14 protein-coding genes are annotated in these 17,346 nt (G+C 70.2%); 12 read left to right on the forward strand and 2 right to left on the reverse strand.

Going from position 1 to position 17,346, the window contains the following annotated elements:
* The first annotated feature begins 45 nt into the window (after positions 1–45).
* The 3 genes from mrdA (at position 46) to ACH4U8_RS16535 (ending at position 5,587) form a co-directional block, all read left to right on the forward strand.
* On the forward strand, positions 46–2,280 hold the full coding sequence (gene mrdA, locus ACH4U8_RS16525) for a penicillin-binding protein 2 (protein WP_395778892.1): 2,235 nt from the start codon (positions 46–48) through the stop codon (positions 2,278–2,280).
* Positions 2,277–3,527 (forward strand): rod shape-determining protein RodA, encoded by a 1,251-nt coding sequence (gene rodA / locus ACH4U8_RS16530; RefSeq protein WP_395778489.1) that lies wholly within the window; start codon positions 2,277–2,279, stop codon positions 3,525–3,527. The genes mrdA and rodA overlap by 4 nt, the downstream gene beginning before the upstream one ends.
* A 119-nt stretch (positions 3,528–3,646) precedes the next feature.
* On the forward strand, positions 3,647–5,587 hold the full coding sequence (locus ACH4U8_RS16535; RefSeq protein ID WP_360304493.1) for a TIGR03960 family B12-binding radical SAM protein: 1,941 nt from the start codon (positions 3,647–3,649) through the stop codon (positions 5,585–5,587).
* A gap of 210 nt (positions 5,588–5,797) precedes the next feature.
* Here ACH4U8_RS16535 and ACH4U8_RS16540 read toward each other — a convergent pair whose 3' ends face one another.
* Both ACH4U8_RS16540 and ACH4U8_RS16545 read right to left on the reverse strand, forming a co-directional pair.
* Complete coding sequence (locus tag ACH4U8_RS16540; RefSeq protein ID WP_395778491.1) at positions 5,798–5,989, reverse strand: DUF397 domain-containing protein; 192 nt, start codon at positions 5,987–5,989, stop codon at positions 5,798–5,800.
* Positions 5,986–6,810 carry a helix-turn-helix domain-containing protein gene (locus ACH4U8_RS16545; protein WP_395778493.1) on the reverse strand — a complete coding sequence of 275 codons (825 nt, stop codon included), beginning with the start codon at positions 6,808–6,810 and terminating at the stop codon, positions 5,986–5,988. The genes ACH4U8_RS16540 and ACH4U8_RS16545 overlap by 4 nt, the downstream gene beginning before the upstream one ends.
* 316 nt (positions 6,811–7,126) lie before the next feature.
* On the opposite strand from ACH4U8_RS16545, the gene ACH4U8_RS16550 reads away from it, so the two are divergent.
* The 9 genes from ACH4U8_RS16550 (at position 7,127) to ACH4U8_RS16590 (ending at position 17,327) form a co-directional block, all read left to right on the forward strand.
* Positions 7,127–7,417, forward strand: a complete 291-nt coding sequence (locus ACH4U8_RS16550; protein WP_395778495.1) for a hypothetical protein — start codon at positions 7,127–7,129, stop codon at positions 7,415–7,417.
* Positions 7,418–7,933: 516 nt separating this feature from the next.
* Complete coding sequence (locus ACH4U8_RS16555) at positions 7,934–8,587, forward strand: hypothetical protein (RefSeq protein ID WP_395778497.1); 654 nt, start codon at positions 7,934–7,936, stop codon at positions 8,585–8,587.
* 71 nt (positions 8,588–8,658) lie between these two features.
* Entirely contained in the window at positions 8,659–9,528 is an 870-nt protein-coding gene (locus ACH4U8_RS16560) for a TIGR03936 family radical SAM-associated protein (protein ID WP_360305439.1), read from the forward strand.
* A gap of 151 nt (positions 9,529–9,679) precedes the next feature.
* Positions 9,680–13,345: an Rne/Rng family ribonuclease gene (locus ACH4U8_RS16565; protein ID WP_395778499.1), complete on the forward strand. Its 3,666-nt coding sequence runs from the start codon at positions 9,680–9,682 to the stop codon at positions 13,343–13,345.
* A gap of 210 nt (positions 13,346–13,555) precedes the next feature.
* Positions 13,556–13,870, forward strand: coding sequence for a 50S ribosomal protein L21 (gene rplU / locus ACH4U8_RS16570; protein WP_078977259.1), 315 nt, complete (start codon positions 13,556–13,558; stop codon positions 13,868–13,870).
* Between the two features lie 11 nt (positions 13,871–13,881).
* Positions 13,882–14,136, forward strand: coding sequence for a 50S ribosomal protein L27 (rpmA, locus tag ACH4U8_RS16575; RefSeq protein ID WP_360304510.1), 255 nt, complete (start codon positions 13,882–13,884; stop codon positions 14,134–14,136).
* Positions 14,137–14,247: 111 nt separating this feature from the next.
* Positions 14,248–15,690: a GTPase ObgE gene (gene obgE, locus ACH4U8_RS16580; RefSeq protein WP_360304512.1), complete on the forward strand. Its 1,443-nt coding sequence runs from the start codon at positions 14,248–14,250 to the stop codon at positions 15,688–15,690.
* Positions 15,691–15,773: 83 nt separating this feature from the next.
* Entirely contained in the window at positions 15,774–16,877 is a 1,104-nt protein-coding gene (gene proB / locus ACH4U8_RS16585; protein ID WP_379992274.1) for a glutamate 5-kinase, read from the forward strand.
* A 45-nt stretch (positions 16,878–16,922) separates the two neighbouring features.
* A complete protein-coding gene (locus ACH4U8_RS16590) occupies positions 16,923–17,327 on the forward strand; it encodes a hypothetical protein (RefSeq protein WP_360304516.1) in 405 nt (134 codons plus the stop codon).
* Positions 17,328–17,346: the final 19 nt, after the last annotated feature.

Below are 17,346 nucleotides of genomic sequence, written 5' to 3' on the forward strand. Positions count from 1 at the left end.
CGGGCCTGTCCCGGTAGGGGGTGAACGCCCAAGATGCGTAAACGGATGCCGAGCCTGCTCAACTCCGGCCGCTCCAAGGGAGACGGCGCACACAGCGTGCGCGCCCGGATGGTGATCCTGCAGATCCTGGTCCTGTCGCTGATGATCACCCTGTTCGGCCGGCTGTGGTACCTACAGATCCGCGAGGGCGACCACTACGCCGCCGCCGCGTCGCAGAACCAGGTCCGGGACGTGGTGACCCCGGCCGTGCGCGGCCAGATCCTCGACGACAAGGGCCGCCCGCTGGTCAACAACCGCACCGCGCTGGTGGTGTCGGTCAGCCGTACCGAACTGCTGCGGATGCCCGACTCGGGTGTCGGTGTGCTGACCAAGCTGGCCGAGGTGCTGCAACTGCCCGCCGACGAGGTCAAGGCCCGCACCCGGCTGTGCGAGCGCAACGTGCCCAAGCCGTGCTGGAACGGCTCGCCGTACCAACCGATCCCGGTCACCGACAACGCCACCACCGAGCAGGCGCTGACCATCATGGAGCACCGCGAGGACTTCCCCGGGGTGACCGCCGAGCCCACCGCGGTACGGCAGTATCCGGCGCCCGAGGGAGCCAACGGCGCGCATGTCGTGGGCTATCTCTCGCCGGTCTCCGACGACGAGTTGAGCAAGCAGAAGGCCGAGGGCAAGAAGGATCTCCAGCGTGCCGACGAGGTCGGCCGCAGCGGTCTGGAGCGCAGCTACGACACGGACCTGCGCGGCAAATCCGGGGTCACCGGGCTGTCCGTGGACCACCTCGGTCGGGTCACCGGCACCGTCTCGGAAACCCCGCCGGTGCCCGGGAACCACCTGGTCACCAGCATCGACGCGAAGATCCAGGCGATCACCGAGCAGCAGCTCGACGAGGCGATGAAGCGGGCCCGGTCGACCTTCGACGCGGGCAACACGCACAAGAACTTCATCGCCGACGCGGGCGCGGCGGTGGTGATGGACATCAAGACCGGCCGGGTGATCGCGATGGCCAGCGCGCCCAACTACGACCCGTCGGTGTGGGTGGGCGGCATCTCGCCGCAGGACTACAAGGCGCTCACCGACGAGAAGGCCGGCGTGCCGCTGGTGTCCCGGGCCATACAGGGTCAGTTCGCGCCGGGCTCGATCTTCAAGGTGATCTCCACCTCGGCCGCGGCCGAGTCGGGCTACTCCACCAAGGCCAACTACGACTGCTCGCCGAGCATCTCGGTCGGCGGCCAGACCTTCAACAACCTGGAGTCCAGGGGCTACGGCCCGATCTCGCTCCAGCGCGCCCTGGAGGTCTCCTGCAACACCGTCTTCTACGGCATCGGCTACGACATGTGGCTCAAGGACGGCGGGATCTTCGGCAAGAACCCCAAGGACCCGATGGTCACCATGGCCAAGAAGTACGGCCTGGGCGCCCCCACCGGCATCGACCTGCCCGGCGAGTCCGGCGGCCGGATCGCCGACCGGGCCTGGAAGAAGCGCAACTGGGAGCAGAACAAGGACGCGTGGTGCAAGCAGGGCGACACCGGCAACGAGTACGTGGACAAGATCGCCAAGGAGAACTGCGTCGACGGCTGGCAGTTCCGCGCCGGTGACGCGATCAACTTCGCGATCGGCCAGGGCGACACCACGGTCACCCCGTTGCAGATGGCGCGGGTGTACGCGGCGATCGCCAACGGCGGCACGTTGTGGAAGCCGAGCCTGGGCAAGGCCGTGGTCAGCCCGAGCGGCAAGCTGGTGCGCGAGATCCAGCCACAGGTGGCGGCCAAGCTGCCGATAAGCGACGCGACGCTCAAGTACCTGCAGAACGCGCTGATCGGCGTCGAGATGAACGGCACCGCGGCCGGCGTGTTCGCCAACTGGCCGAACGCCCAGATGCCGATAGCGGCCAAGACCGGCACCGGCTCGGTGTACGGCAAGCAGAGCACGTCCTGGTTCGCCACCTACGGCGGTCCCAAGGACGGGCCGCAGTACGCCGTGGTGATGATGGTCAGCCAGGGCGGCACCGGCTCCGGTACCTCGGGTCCGTCCGTACGCAAGATCTACGAGGCGTTGCTCGGCGTCGACGACAAGGGCGCGATCGACCCGGCCAAGGCGCTGCTGCCCGCCCCGCCCGCCGGGCTGCCGCAGGTCAAGGAGGACGGCACGGTCGTGCCCGCGTCCTACCTGCTGCCGCCGCGCCCCGGCGGCGGCGAAGGCTCCACCACCACCGCGTCGTCCGCGCCCTGGGCGCTGCCGCCCGATCGGGGGATCCACCGGACGGGGAGAGGGACATGAGCCTGAAATTGCGGCCCGCCTCGCGGGTCGCCGGGTTCGGTACACCGGACCTGGGCCGACTCGCACCGGTGTTCACCCCACGCCGGTCGATCACCCGACAGATCATCCAGCGCGACGCCCCGGTGCGTCGGCTGGACTGGATACTCCTGGGCCCGGCGCTCGCGCTGTCCGCGGTGGGCTCGCTGCTGGTGTGGTCCGCGACCCGCAACCGGCGCGGACTCACCGGCGGGGATCCGCAGTTCTTCTTCAAGCGGCACCTGCTCAACCTGGCGATCGGGCTGGTCCTGGCCACCGTGGTGGCGATAATCGGTCACCGCCGGATAAGGGCGTTCGCGCCGTTCGTCGGGGTCGTCGCGGTGCTCGGACTGATGGCCGCGCTCAGCCCGCTGGGCAGCACGATCAACGGCCAGCGGGCCTGGATCCAACTGGGTGCGGGCTTCTCGGTGCAGCCCGCCGAGTTGGCCAAGATCGCGATCATCCTGTGCATGGCGATGATCCTGTCCGAACGGGTGGACACCGGGGATCTGGCCAGGCCCGGCGACAAGGCGGTGTTCTGGGCGCTCGTGGTGGCCGGCGTGCCGATGGCGGTGATCATGCTGATGCCCGACCTCGGCTCGGTCATGGTGCTCGCGATGATCGTGCTCGGCGTGTTGCTCGCGTCCGGCGCGCGGGCGCGCTGGATGATCGCGCTGATCGTGATGGCCGCGGCCGGAGCGGTCGCGATCGTGCATCTGGGGCTGCTCAGCGAGTACCAGATCGACCGGTTCCGGGCCTTCGCCGATCCGAACTTCGATCCGGGCGGCGTCGGCTACAACACCGCGATGGCCCGGCTGGCGATCGGCTCGGGCGGGCTCACCGGCCAGGGGTTGTTCCACGGCGAGCAGACCAGCGGCCAGTACGTGCCCGAACAACAGACCGACTTCGTCTTCTCGGTGGCCGGCGAGGAACTGGGCTTCATCGGCTGCTGCGCGATCATCGCGCTGTTCGGCGTCCTGCTGTGGCGCGGGATCCGGATCGCGCTGCACGCCGACGACCTCTACGGCACGATCGTGGCGGCGGGTGTGGTCGCCTGGTTCGCCTTCCAGGCGTTCGAGAACGTCGGGATGAACCTGGGCATCATGCCGGTGGCCGGTCTGCCGCTGCCGTTCGTCTCCTACGGCGGGTCCTCGATGTTCGCCATCTGGATGGGGATAGGGCTGTTGCAGTCGGTGCACATGCGGCACGCGGGTGCCTTCAAGTCGGCCTGACGTCCGGTCGCATCATCCGTCACGGGCGGGCTCCCACCGGGCATCTCGGTAGGGGGTCCGCCCGGATCGCGTTAGGCTGGGAGGTCGATCCCCCTCCCAGCCCCATCGGAAGGACCGCCATGCCCGTCGAGTCCCTGTTCCCGCGTCTGGAGCCGCTTCTGCCCCAGGTGCAGAAGCCCATCCAGTACGTCGGTGGCGAGCTCAACTCGACCGTCAAGGACTGGGACGCGTGCACGGTCCGCTGGGCCCTGATGTACCCGGACGCGTACGAGGTCGGCCTGCCCAACCAGGGTGTGATGATCCTGTACGAGGTCCTCAACGAGGTCGCCGACGTGCTCGCGGAGCGCACCTACGCGGTGTGGGGCGACCTGGAAAAGCTGATGCGCGAGCACGACGTGCCGCAGTTCACCGTGGACGGACATCGGCCGGTCGGCGCGTTCGACGTGTTCGGGCTGAGCTTCTCCACCGAGCTGGGCTACACGAACATGCTCAACGCCCTCGACCTGGCGGGCATCCCGATCGAGGCCAAGGACCGCACCGAGGACCACCCGATCGTGCTGGCCGGCGGACACGCCGCGTTCAACCCCGAGCCGATCGCGGACTTCATCGACTGCGCGGTGGTCGGCGACGGCGAGCAGGCCGTGCTCCAGATCACCGACATCATCCGGGCCTGGAAGGCCGAGGGCCGGCCCGGCGGCCGGGACGAGCTGCTCTTCCGCCTCGCGGTCACCGGCAACGTCTACGTGCCGCGTTTCTACGACGTGGACTACCTCGACGACGGCCGGATCCAGCGGGTCGCGCCGAACCGCTCGGGCGTGCCGTGGCGGGTGTCCAAGCACACCGTGATGGACCTGGACGAGTGGCCCTACCCCAAGCAGCCACTGGTCCCGCTCGCCGAGACGGTGCACGAGCGCATGTCGGTGGAGATCTTCCGAGGCTGCACCCGAGGCTGCCGGTTCTGCCAGGCGGGCATGATCACCCGGCCGGTGCGCGAGCGCAGCATCAAGGGCATCGGCGAGATGGTCGACAAGGGCCTGAAGGCGACCGGCTTCGAGGAGGTCGGCCTGCTGTCGTTGTCCTCCGCCGACCACACCGAGATCGCCGAGGTGGCCAAGGGGCTGGCGGACCGCTACACCGACGACAAGATCGGCCTGTCGTTGCCGTCCACCCGGGTGGACGCGTTCAACATCGACCTGGCCAACGAGCTGACCCGCAACGGTCGCCGCTCGGGGCTGACCTTCGCACCCGAGGGCGGCAGCGAGCGGCTGCGCAAGGTGATCAACAAGATGGTGTCCGAGGAGGACCTCATCCGCACGGTCGCCACCGCGTACGGCAACGGCTGGCGCCAGGTGAAGCTCTACTTCATGGTCGGCCTGCCCACCGAGACCGACGAGGACGTGCTGCAGATCGCGGACATGGCCAAGAAGGTCATCCAGAAGGGCCGCGAGGTCTCCGGGAGCCGGGACATCCGCTGCACGGTGTCGATCGGCGGCTTCGTGCCCAAGCCGCACACCCCGTTCCAGTGGGCCCCGCAGCTCGACCCGGCCGCCACCGACGCGCGGCTGCACAAGCTGCGTGACGCGATCCGCGCGGACCGCCAGTACGGCAAGTCGATCGGCTTCCGCTACCACGACGGCAAGCCCGGCGCGATCGAGGGCCTGCTCTCGCGCGGCGACCGCCGGGTCGGCCGGATCATCCGGGCGGTCTGGGAGGACGGCGGCCGATTCGACGGCTGGAGCGAACACTTCAGCTACGACCGCTGGGTGCGCTGCGCCGACGAGGCGCTGTCCGACGAGCCGGTGGACCTGAACTGGTACACCACCCGCGAGCGCGAGTGGAACGAGGTGCTCCCGTGGGACCACCTCGACTCCGGCCTGGACAAGGACTGGCTCTGGGAGGACTGGCAGGACGCCCTCGACGAGACCGAGGTCGACGACTGCCGCTGGAGCCCCTGCTTCGACTGTGGCGTCTGTCCTCAACTCGGCACCGAAATTCAAATCGGCCCCACGGGCCAGAAGCTCCTCCCGCTCTCGGTGAAGCAGCCGGCCGCGCAGGGCTAGCACGGGACAGTACGCCCCCACCGCCTCCAGGGTCGACCGGGTGAGCAGCGAAAGGCGGCCGGACCACAAGCCCGGCCGCCTTTCGCATGCGCCAAGCGTCCCTGTGGCGTCGAGCATGCCCGCTCGGTGGCGCGAGATGGATGCGACAGCGGGCCCGCCGATCGCGGGCCCGCTGTCGTGTTCACTCATTCACCGGTAAGGGTCGGCAGATCACGCCTTGATGGTGTTGAGCAGAGCCGACCAGGATGCCGGGGTGACGGTGATGTGGCCGACGCTCGGGTTCTTGGAGTCGCGGGTGCCGACGGCGCCGTCGAAGGTCGCCACCTCGATGCATTCCGGGGCGGCTTGGCCGCTGAAGCTCGACCTCCGCCAATGGGCCGGCCCGGGGTGTGCCTTGGTCATGTGCTCTCCAAGAGGTCTCGCAGAAGCTGCCGCGAACGCGAGGGCGAGAGAGCCTCAGCCCGTAGCAGATCGTATCGGCGCTGTACTTCCGCGACCGTGTGCCCATCAGCAGTCACCTGTTCCTCGAACATGCCCTCCGCGTAAGCGCATTCGCCACAGCCCGGGATCGAGAGCAGGACGAACGAGCCATCCATGCACGGGTGGATACCACAACCCATCGGGACCACCTCGAGCACCACGTTCGACAACTCACCCATATCCAGCAGATGTTCGAGCTGCGCCGTGGCTGCACGAGGATCGTCGTGCTTCAGCCGGACGAGGGCAGCCTCGTCAATGGCAGCCCAGTACTGCGCGGGGTCCTTCTTGGTCAGTAGCCGCTTTCGTTTGAGCCGCAGTGCAACCCAGGTATCGATGGTTGCCGGCTGGATCCTTGCCCTGTGCAGAAGTGCCCGGGTGTACTCCTCGCACTGCAACAGCCCTGGAATTACTTGCGGCTGGAAGGTCCGGATGCGTGTGGCCTGCCGCTCGCTGTCCGTGAAGGTCTCGAACCACCCGGGCCGTCCCTCCGCCAGGCGATAGGCATGTGATGCCGTGGCGATCAACAGGCCCGTCCTGCCCAGGGCGCCGTCGAGGTTGGCTACGAATTCGCGGCTGGGCCGCCGGTCGGCGGTCTCGATCTGTCCAACAAATGAGCCTGTTGAATGCAATTCGTTCCCGAGCTCCTGCTGTGTCTTGCCTGCGAGTTTACGGAGAAACCGCAGATGAGCGCCGAAGAGGTCCCATAGGGATGCCTCCGGATCAAGTTCTTTCGCTGCCGGCATCGCGCGCCTATTCGTCAGATTCAGCTGCTGAATCCCGCCCCGTTCCCAACGTAGACCCAATGGTGTTCGCTCAGTAGCGGTTCGGTTACGGAACTCGTCGTGAGGAGTACTCCATGGGCGTGCGAGAAGGCGTGAGTCGGATGACCCTGAGCGTCTACCGGCTTCATCCGAATGGTGAACGTGAGGACATCAAGCCCGCTGCGGACTTCGAACTGGGCGACGGGTCAAGGTGGTTGCCGCGAATTCCGGGCGTTCCGCAGAGCGAGGCGCCGGCTTCGGGAAAGCCCGAGTAGTGCCGTCCCGGGTGAAGTGGGCGATGGCCGAGGACGAGACCGAAGTCCGGTTCAGGCGTGGTCAGTACGTGGTCGCGCGCCGTGGATGGGCACGCACCGTCGTGGCGGGGGTCGCCGAACCGATCCACCAACAGGTGCCCCGTTGCCGGGTGTCGGATGTGATCGAGCGACCGGACGGGGTGCACTACCGGGTGCGTGGCTGGTGGGTCGTGCCGTTCACATTCGTGGTGGCCGGTGACCAGTTGGCGTTGCATCCCGACCAACGAGAGGCCGGACGGCCGCATCGGGTGAGACCTCTCTCCGTGCGGCCGTGAATCGCACCGAGAGGTGAGAAGCCGGCCGATCGCCGGTCCCGAGGACGGGTGCCGTCGAGGCGGCGCCCACCCGCGTGCGGCGGATCCGTGCGCGGAAGGGTGCAAGGGGCAAGTCGGCAACCTCCGTTCACAGTTGGTCGATCACCCCTTGCCCCGCCCGGCCGGGAGCGAGTGCGGAAGCGCCCGTTGCTCCGGGACGGTCGGTGGGTGTGGTTCGAAGGGCTGAACGCACGGGTGGATGTCGGCTCGGTTGCCGGTCGTCGAGTAGTCGTGTGGTCACGTGGGGCAGCAATGGTGGTCTGGCCTCCTGGTCGGTGGTGGGGCCATTAATCTGCCGGGGTGAATCCAAACGGGGAGCAATCGGAACCGGCGCCGTGGACGCCGTCGAGGAGCAATCAGCCGCCGGGGGCGCCGAGTGGGGGCGAGCCTCCCGGGTGGCAGCAGCAGGTCGGGGGCGGGCCCGCGCCGCGGGCAGGCGGGGGTGGGTCCGAGCCGGAGGGCTGTCTGTACGCGGTCGTGCGGTGGCCGGCGCGGATCATCGCGCTGATCGTCGTGGTGCCGTTGCGGTTGTTGTGGGAGTTGTTGTGCCTGATCGGGCGGGGGATCAAGTTTCTGTTCTGGACCTGGTTCCTGCGGCCGATTCTGCGCGGGCTGAAGGTTCTGCTGTGGGACTGGTTCCTTTATCCGGTGCTCGCCTTCGTCGGCCGCTACATCCTGGTGCCGATCGGTAACGCGATCGCGTGGGTGGTGACCCACCTGCTGGCCCGCCCGCTCGTCTTCCTCTTTCGATACGTGCTGCTCAAGCCCGCGACCTGGTTGTGGCGGTATGTGCTGCGCCCGGTCGGGCGGGTGACGCTTCAGGCGCTGCGGTTCGCGTGGGACGTGTCCACCGCCGTGCTCAACTTCCTGATCGTCCGGCCACTGTCCTGGTTGTGGCGGGCCGTGCTGGTCCCGATCGGTCGCGGCATCGCCGTGGTCTGGCATCACCTGGTCGTACTTCCGGTGTCCTGGGCCTGGCGCAACGTGCTCACGCCGATCGGCAGGGGCATCCGCGCGGTATGGCGGGTGCTGGTCGTGGTGCCGCTGCGCTGGGTCGGTCGCAACGTGCTCCGGCCGATCGGTCGGGCCACCGGCGAGGTGTTGCGGGCCTTCGGAATCGGGGGGCGCTGACCCGACCCGCGCGATGGCCGTAGTCTTGGAACGACTTCTGCCCACCCACTTGAGCCAAGGACTGAGCGAAACTGGCACGACGTACGCCCGAGGGACCGCCGCCCGCGCCGACGGTCCAGCGACTGCGCCTCCGGTACACCAAGCGCGGGCGCCTCCGGTTCACCAGCCACCGGGATTTCCAGCGCGCGTTCGAGCGGGCCCTGCGTCGGGCGGAAGTGCCGATGGCCTACTCCGCCGGTTTCACCCCACACCCCAAGGTGTCGTACGCGGGAGCGGCGCCCACCGGCGTCGCCAGCGAGGCCGAGTATCTCGAGATCGGCGTGGCCACGCACTGTGACCCGGCGCGTCTGCGAGACCTGCTCGACGCGTCCCTGCCGACCGGTCTCGACGTGCTCGAGATCGTCGAGGCACACGGCGGCAACCTGCCCGAACGCCTGGAGGCGTCGGTCTGGGAGCTGGCCCTCGCAGGCGTCACCCGCGAGGAGGCCGAGCGCGCGATCGGCGTGTTCCTGGCCGCCGAGACCGTCGAGGTCCAGCGGATGAGCAAGAACGGAATGCGTACATTCGACGCCCGTGGGGCGGTGATCGCGCTGACCGTCACCACCCCCGACGGGAACGACGCAGGTCACCAGGGTGTCGATGCGGGTAGCGCCGCACCCTGTGCGATACTGCGACTGGTTGTCCGGCACACCACACCCGCCGTACGACCCGACGACGTTCTGTCCGGTCTTCGCATGGTCGCCGAACTTGTTACGCCCACCGCCGCCGCGGTCACCCGCCTGGCGCAGGGGCCGCTCGACACCGCGACCGATTCGGTGACCGACCCGCTCGCGCCCGACCGCGCAGCATCGGCGGTGGAGCACACCTCGCAGGGGGACGAGGTACTCCGGACCGGCCCGCAGGGCGGTGCAGAACCCGTCGTCGAAGCCTCGAACCGGTGACGACCGGGTACACGAGGCCACAAGGCTTGAATTTCCGACAGACTTATCGCCCGGATCACGACCGCAAGGTCGGGACCGGCGAGTGAGAGAGAAGCTTCCGCGCGGCGCCCTGCGTTGGAGCGCCCGGAAGCGTGACGGGAGACAGACCCGCATGCTCGACACCGAGCCCAACGACACGCCTGAGACATCAGGTACACCCGGGGTTGTGAACTCCGGTATTTCCGACAACAGCACAGACAACGACAACAGTACGAAGGACGACACGGCCACGACGCCGGCCCCCCGCCGCCGTCGCCGCGCCGCCAGTCGTCCCGCAGGACCGCCGAGCGTGCCCTCCGTCGAGGCCGCGCCGGTTCCGGCTGCCGTGACCCCCGAGGTTCCCGCGCCCTCCGACGAGGAGGAGCCGGAGGCCGAGGAGGCCGTCGTGGCCGAGAGTGCCCCCGAGCCCGAGCCCGAGCCGGAGGCCCCGCGACGTGCGCGGCGCACCCGCAAGCGGGTGACCGCGCCGGTCACCGACACGGCCGAGGTCGCGTCCGCACCGGTGGAGGCTGCCGAGCCCGCACCGGTGGCGGCCGAGCCGGAGCCGGAGCCGGAGGAGGCGCCCCGGCGCGTCCGGCGTACCCGCAAGCGGGCGGCGGTCGCTCCCGAGGCGACCCCCGCGGCCTCGGACGAGGTCGTGCCGGAAGCCGCCCCTGCGCCCGTGCGGACCGAGCCGGTACAGGCCGAGCCCGCACAGCCCGAGGTCGAGGCGGAGCCGGAGGAGGCCCCGCGCCGGACCCGGCGTACCCGCAAGCGTGCGGTACCCGCCGCCGAGGCGATCGAGGAGACCCCCGCGGCCGAGGCCGAGGCGGTCGCCGCGACCGAGCCCGAGCCCGAGCCCGAGCCGGAGGCCGCCCCCGAGCCGCGTACCCGGGCCGGCCGCAAGACACCGCCGCCGGTTTTCCAGCCGCTGTTCCAGGCCCCGCAGGCGGCCGTCTTCGCCGAGCCCAAGCGCACGGCCGAGCCGACTCCGACCCCGGCCGCCGGCCCGGCGCCCGCCGTCGCGGAGCCGGAGACCCGGACCGAGCCCGACGAGCCGCGCGGTCGGCGTCGCCGTCGACGCGCGCTGCCGGTGGACGAGGTGCACACGGCCGCCGAGGCCGAGCCGCAGGACTCGCGTTACCAGGACGAGCAGGAGCGCCACCCGGGCCGCACGGTCGCCACGACCGAGCAGGCCGAGCAGACCGAGCCGGAGGAGACCGAGGGCGCCGAGGCGCACGAGGACGAGACCGAGGGCGAGCGCCCGACCCGACGTCGTCGGCGCGGCGGTCGCCGCCGCCGCGGTCGCGGTGACGACGGTGCCGAGGACAGCTCCGACGAGGACGGCGAGCAGCAGGCCGAAGGCGTCGGCGACGGTCCCGACGACGACGAGGACGTCGACGAGCCGGGCGACCCCGGGGCGACCACCAGCAGCCGGCGGCGCCGGCGTCGGCGGCGTCGTGACGGCGCGGCCGAGGAGTCGCCCGCCGAGCCGCAGGACGACCCCGAGCGCACCGTGGTCAAGGTCCGCGAGCCGCGCAAGCGTGAGGCGCTCTCCGAGAGCCCCACCGACGAGGTGCAGGGCGTCAAGGGCTCGACCCGCCTGGAGGCCAAGAAGCAGCGCCGCCGCGAGGGGCGCGAGCAGGGCCGGCGTCGGGTGCCGATCATCACCGAGTCGGAGTTCCTGGCCCGCCGCGAGGCGGTCGAGCGCGTGATGGTCGTGCGCCAGAACGGCGAGCGCACCCAGATCGGCGTGCTGGAAGACGACGTGCTCGTCGAGCACTACGTCAACAAGGAACAGGCCACCTCGTACGTCGGCAACGTCTACCTGGGCAAGGTCCAGAACGTGCTGCCCTCGATGGAGGCCGCCTTCGTCGACATCGGCAAGGGCCGCAACGCGGTGCTGTACGCCGGCGAGGTCAACTTCGAGGCGGCGGGCTTCAGCGGCCCGCGCCGGATCGAGGCCGTGCTCAAGCCCGGCCAGTCGGTCCTGGTGCAGGTCACCAAGGACCCGATCGGTCACAAGGGCGCCCGGCTGACCAGCCAGGTCTCGCTGCCCGGTCGCTACCTGGTCTACGTGCCCGAGGGCACCATGACCGGGATCAGCCGCAAGCTCCCGGACACCGAGCGGGCCCGGCTGAAGACCATCCTCAAGAAGATCGTGCCGGAGAACGCGGGCGTCATCGTGCGCACCGCGGCCGAGGGCGCGACCGAGGAGGACCTGACCCGCGACGTGACGCGGCTCCAGGCCCAGTGGGAAGAGATCAAGAAGAAGTCCAAGATGATCACGACCAGTTCGCCCTCGCTGCTGTACGGCGAGCCGGACATGACGGTCCGGGTCATCCGCGACATCTTCAACGAGGACTTCTCGAAGCTGATCGTCTCGGGCGACGAGGCGTGGGGCGTCGTGCACGACTACGTCGGCCACGTGGCCCCGGACCTGGCCCCGCGCCTGTCCCGGTGGACCAGCGAGGTGGACGTCTTCGCGACGTACCGCATCGACGAGCAGCTGATGAAGGCGCTGGACCGCAAGGTCTGGCTGCCCAGCGGCGGCTCGCTGGTGATCGACCGCACCGAGGCGATGGTCGTGGTCGACGTCAACACCGGCAAGTTCACCGGTCAGGGCGGCAACCTCGAGGAGACCGTCACCCGCAACAACCTGGAGGCGGCCGAGGAGATCGTCCGCCAGCTCCGGCTGCGCGACCTCGGCGGGATCATCGTCGTCGACTTCATCGACATGGTTCTGGAGGGCAACCGCGACCTCGTGCTGCGGCGCCTGATGGAGTGCCTGGGCCGGGACCGGACCAAGCACCAGGTCGCCGAGGTCACCTCGCTCGGCCTGGTCCAGATGACCCGCAAGCGGGTCGGCCAGGGTCTGCTCGAAGCCTTCTCGGAGAACTGCGAGCGGTGCAACGGGCGCGGCGTGATCGTGCACATGGACGCGCCGGAGACCAAGGGCCACGGCAACGGCGGGCACCTGCACGGCGGCAACGGCAACGGCAGCCCCGCGGGCTCCGGGCGCCGCAAGCGCAACAAGGGCAACGCCGACAAGAACGGCAGCGGTCCGATCACCGAGATCGTCGAGACCGACGAGGTCGACCTGGACGGGCCGGAACTCGAGGACATCGCCGCGGACACCGAGCTGCCCGAGGTCGCCGAACTCGGTTCGGTCGAGCCGGTCGAGGTCGCCGAGGCGATCGAGGCCGCGGAGACCGCCGAGGTCGCCGTCGAGCCGGAGCCGGCCCCGCCGGTCGAGGCCGAGCCGGTCGAGGCCGAGGTGGTCGCCGAGGCACCGGCCGAGGAGGCCCCGGTGGCCGAGGCCCCGGCGGTCGAGGTCGAGGAGACCGAGCCGGCCGAGGCCGTCGAGGAGACCCCGGCACCGGCCAAGCGGGTACGCAAGGCCGCCGCCAAGAAGACGGTCGCCAAGAAGGCCGCCGCCAAGACCGCACCGGCGAAGAAGACGGCCGCGGCCAAGACGCCGCGCAAGTCGGCCAAGAAGGTCGCCGCCGAGGCGGCCGAGGCCGCGGCGGCGAGCGAGGCACCGGCCGAGCAGCCGATCGCCGAGCCGACGCCGGAACCGGCCGCCAAGCCCGCCAAGACGTCGACCCGGGCCAAGAAGGCCGCGGCCAAGGCCCAGGCCGCCGCCGAGGCCCCGACCGAGGCGGAGGCCGAGCCGGCCAAGCCCGCCAAGGCCGCCGCCAAGCCGCGCAAGACGTCGCGGCGGGCGACCCGCCCCGCCGGTCCGCCGGAGGGTGCCGTGGACGGCGCCGAACCCGTGTCGGCGACGAGCGGATCCTGAGTCACGACGGGTCCGCCCCGGGGACAAACCCCCGGGGCGGACCCGTTTGGCTTTCGGCCCCGGCCTTCCTGTAACCTTTCCCCTTGGTGTGCTTAGGCACAGGCTCCTGAGCAACCACCCTCCGGATCGCAAGCTTCGGAGGAGGCCCCCGATTTCTGTTCGGTGTGGCTGGCTTCAGGGGCTCGGACCCTGCAGAGAGAGAGATCCACGGTGTACGCGATCGTTCGCGCCGGTGGCAGGCAGCACAAGGTTGCCATCGGTGACGTCGTCCAGGTCGACCGCATTCGCGGTGCGGCGGGCACGGCAGTTGAGCTCCAGGCCATCCTCGTCGTAGACGGTGAAGCCGTGACGAGTGACCCGTGGGTCCTCGCGGGTGTGAAGGTGACGGCCGAGGTCGTCGATCACACCAAGGGCAAGAAGATCGACATTCTGAAGTACAAGAACAAGACCGGTTACCGCAAGCGCATGGGTCACCGCCAGCAGCACACCCAGCTTAAGATCACCGGCATCAACTCCGGGAAGTAGGGAGAAGCGACATGGCACACAAGAAGGGTGCATCCTCCACCCGGAACGGCCGTGACTCGAACGCTCAGCGCCTCGGCGTCAAGCGCTTCGGCGGCCAGCTCGTCAACGCCGGCGAGATCATCGTCCGCCAGCGTGGCACGCACTTCCACCCCGGTACCAACGTCGGTCGCGGTGGCGACGACACGCTGTTCGCGCTGTCGGCCGGTTCCGTGCAGTTCGGCACCGCGCGCGGTCGTCGCGTCGTGAACATCGTCCCGGCGGAATAATCACGCCGCGGCATTCGCTTTGACACCCGAGGGCGGACCCCATGCGGTCCGCCCTCGGGTGTTTGTCCACAGTGTTTCGCTCCCCGCTCGGGGAGCCGAGGAGGAATCCACGTGACGACCTTCGTCGACCGCGTCGTGCTGCATGTCGCGGCGGGTAACGGGGGCCACGGCGTGGCCTCCGTGCACCGTGAGAAGTTCAAGCCGCTCGGCGGCCCCGACGGCGGCAACGGTGGCCGGGGCGGCGATGTCACGCTGGTCGTGGACGCCAACACCACCACGCTGCTCGAATACCACCACCACCCGCACCGCAAGGCCACCAACGGCAAGCCCGGTGCCGGCGCCAACCGGACCGGCCCCGCCGGCGCCGACGTGGTGCTGCCGGTGCCGGACGGCACGGTGGTCAAGCGACTGCTGCCCAACGGCGACGAGGAGTTCGTCGAGGACCTGGTCGGCAACGGGGCCAGCTACGTGATCGCCCAGGGCGGTCGAGGCGGCCTCGGCAACGCGGCACTGGCCTCCCCGCGCCGCAAGGCCCCCGGCTTCGCGCTGCTCGGCGAGCCCGGCGAGGCCGGCGACTTCGTCCTGGAGCTCAAGACCGTCGCGGACGTCGCGCTCGTGGGTTACCCGAGCGCCGGAAAGTCCTCGTTGATCGCCACGCTCAGCGCCGCGCGGCCCAAGATCGCCGACTACCCGTTCACCACCCTGGTGCCGAACCTGGGCGTGGTCACCGCCGGCGACGTCGTCTACACCGTCGCCGACGTGCCCGGATTGATCCCCGGCGCGAGCGAGGGCAAGGGCCTGGGTCTGGAGTTCCTGCGGCACGTCGAGCGCTGCAAGGCGCTCGTGCACGTGCTCGACTGCGCGACGCTGGAGCCCGGCCGCGACCCGATCAGCGATCTGGACACCATCGAGGCCGAACTGAAGGCGTACGGCGGCCTGGAGGACCGGCCGCGGATGGTCGCGCTGAACAAGGTCGACGTGCCCGACGGCAACGACCTGGCCGAGATGGTCAAGGCCGAGTTGGAGGCGCGCGGGCTCCAGGTGTTCGCGGTCTCCGCGGTCAGTCGGGCGGGCCTGCGCGAGTTGTCCTTCGCGATGGCCGCCCAGGTGCAGGGTGCGCGCGACGCCGCGCCGGCGCCCGAGGCGACCCGGATCGTGTTGCGGCCGACCGCCGTCGACGACAGCGGCTTCACCGTCACCCGGCGCGACGAGGCGTTCATCGTGCGCGGGGCCAAGCCCGAACGCTGGGTGCGCCAGACCGACTTCAGCAACGACGAGGCGGTGGGCTACCTGGCCGACCGGCTCGCCCGACTCGGCGTCGAGGAGGCGCTGTGGTCGGCCGGCGCCGTGCCCGGTGCCGAGGTCGTCATCGGCGACGACGTCACCGGCGTGGTCTTCGACTGGGAGCCCACCGTGGCGGCCGGCGCGGAGATGCTGGGTCGACGCGGCGAGGACCACCGGTTGCAGACGCACCGCCCGGCGGTGGACCGCCGACGGGACCGCGAGGCGATCGAGTCGCAGTACGAGGAGTTCGACCCGTTCTCGGACTCCTGACCGACGGGTTTTCCGCCGACGAACGGTGATTAGGGAAGGCGGGGCCTGAGGTGCTCACAGGGGCCGGCGCGGCGCGCGAGGACGTGACCTCCGCGCGCCGCATCGTGGTCAAGGTCGGTTCGTCCTCGTTGACGTCCGCGCGCGGCGGCCTGGACGCGGACCGCGTCGACGCCCTCGTGGACGCGATAGCGGCCAGGCGGGCCGAGGGGGCCCAGGTCGTACTGGTCTCCTCCGGCGCCATCGCCGCCGGGCTGGCCCCGCTGGGCCTGTCCCGTCGACCGCGGGATCTGGCCACCCAGCAGGCCGCGGCGAGCGTGGGCCAGGGGCTGCTGGTGGCCCGCTACACCGCGTCGTTCGCGCGGCACGGCCTGCGGGTCGGCCAAGTGCTGCTGACCGTCGACGACGTCACCCGCCGGGCGCACTACCGCAACGCGTACAACACGCTGGACAAGTTGCTCGCGATGGGCGCGGTGCCGGTGGTCAACGAGAACGACACGGTGGCCACCGAGGAGATCCGGTTCGGCGACAACGACCGACTCGCCGCGCTGGTCGCGCACGTCGTGCACGCCGACCTGCTGGTGCTGTTGTCCGACGTGGACGGGCTCTACGACGGCGACCCGGCGAAGCCGACCTCGGCCCGGGTCGCGTCCGTGAGCGGGGCGCAGGATCTCGAAGGCATCGAGATCGGCAAGGCCGGCAAGGCCGGCCTGGGGACCGGCGGCATGGTCACCAAGGTCGAGGCGGCGGGCATCGCGACCTCGGCGGGCATCCCCGTGGTGCTCACCGCAGCTCGATTCGCGTCCGACGCGCTGGCCGGCAAGGACACCGGAACGCTCTTTCACCGCACCGGAGTTCGCACCGCCGACCGACTCCTGTGGCTGGCCCACGCGAGCACCGCGCGCGGCCGACTCACGCTGGATCCCGGCGCGGTCCGGGCCGTGGTCGAGCGGCGCAGTTCGCTGTTGCCCGCCGGGATCACCGGTGTCCAGGGCGGTTTCGTCGCCGGCGATCCGGTGGACCTGGTTGACGAAAACGGTCACATCGTGGCCCGCGGACTGGTCAACTTTGATGCGAAGGAACTGCCGGGCCTGTTCGGGCGATCGACTCGAGAGTTGGCCCGGGAGTTGGGTCCGGCCTACGAGCGCGAGGTCGTCCACCGCGACGACCTGGTGCTGCTGCGCCGCTGAGCGACGACCACCGAAGATCAGCAGCTCGCCGACGGGAGGCCGGCCGTGCCGGAGCGTGGGGACCGCCCCTGGGGGCAGCCGAATACGACGGCGCGGGTCGAGGACGACGTCGCGGGCCGAATGTGGCACATCACGCTGACCCTCGCCGGCAAGCCGGGTGACCCCGAGGATGTCCGGCGCGCGCTCGAACGGCTCGCCCACGAACACCCGTTCCTGCTCGCGGGCCGCTACGCGGCCGACCACGCCGAGGTGCGCTACTGGGAAGAGGCGCCCAACCTGCACGACGCCGCGGCGATCGCGTTGCGGTTGTGGGGCGAGCATCGGCAGAGCGCGGGCCTGCCGCCGTGGGAACTGATCGGGCTGGAGGTGGTCGACCGCCCGACGTACCAGAAGCGGGCCGGCGCCCCGGCCCCGCTGCCGGTGCAACCGGGCCGGGTGCAGCCCTTCTAGGAGATGCCCCGGGGTGCCC

The organism is Embleya sp. NPDC020886 (genome assembly GCF_044333915.1).
Lineage (GTDB): Bacteria > Actinomycetota > Actinomycetes > Streptomycetales > Streptomycetaceae > Embleya.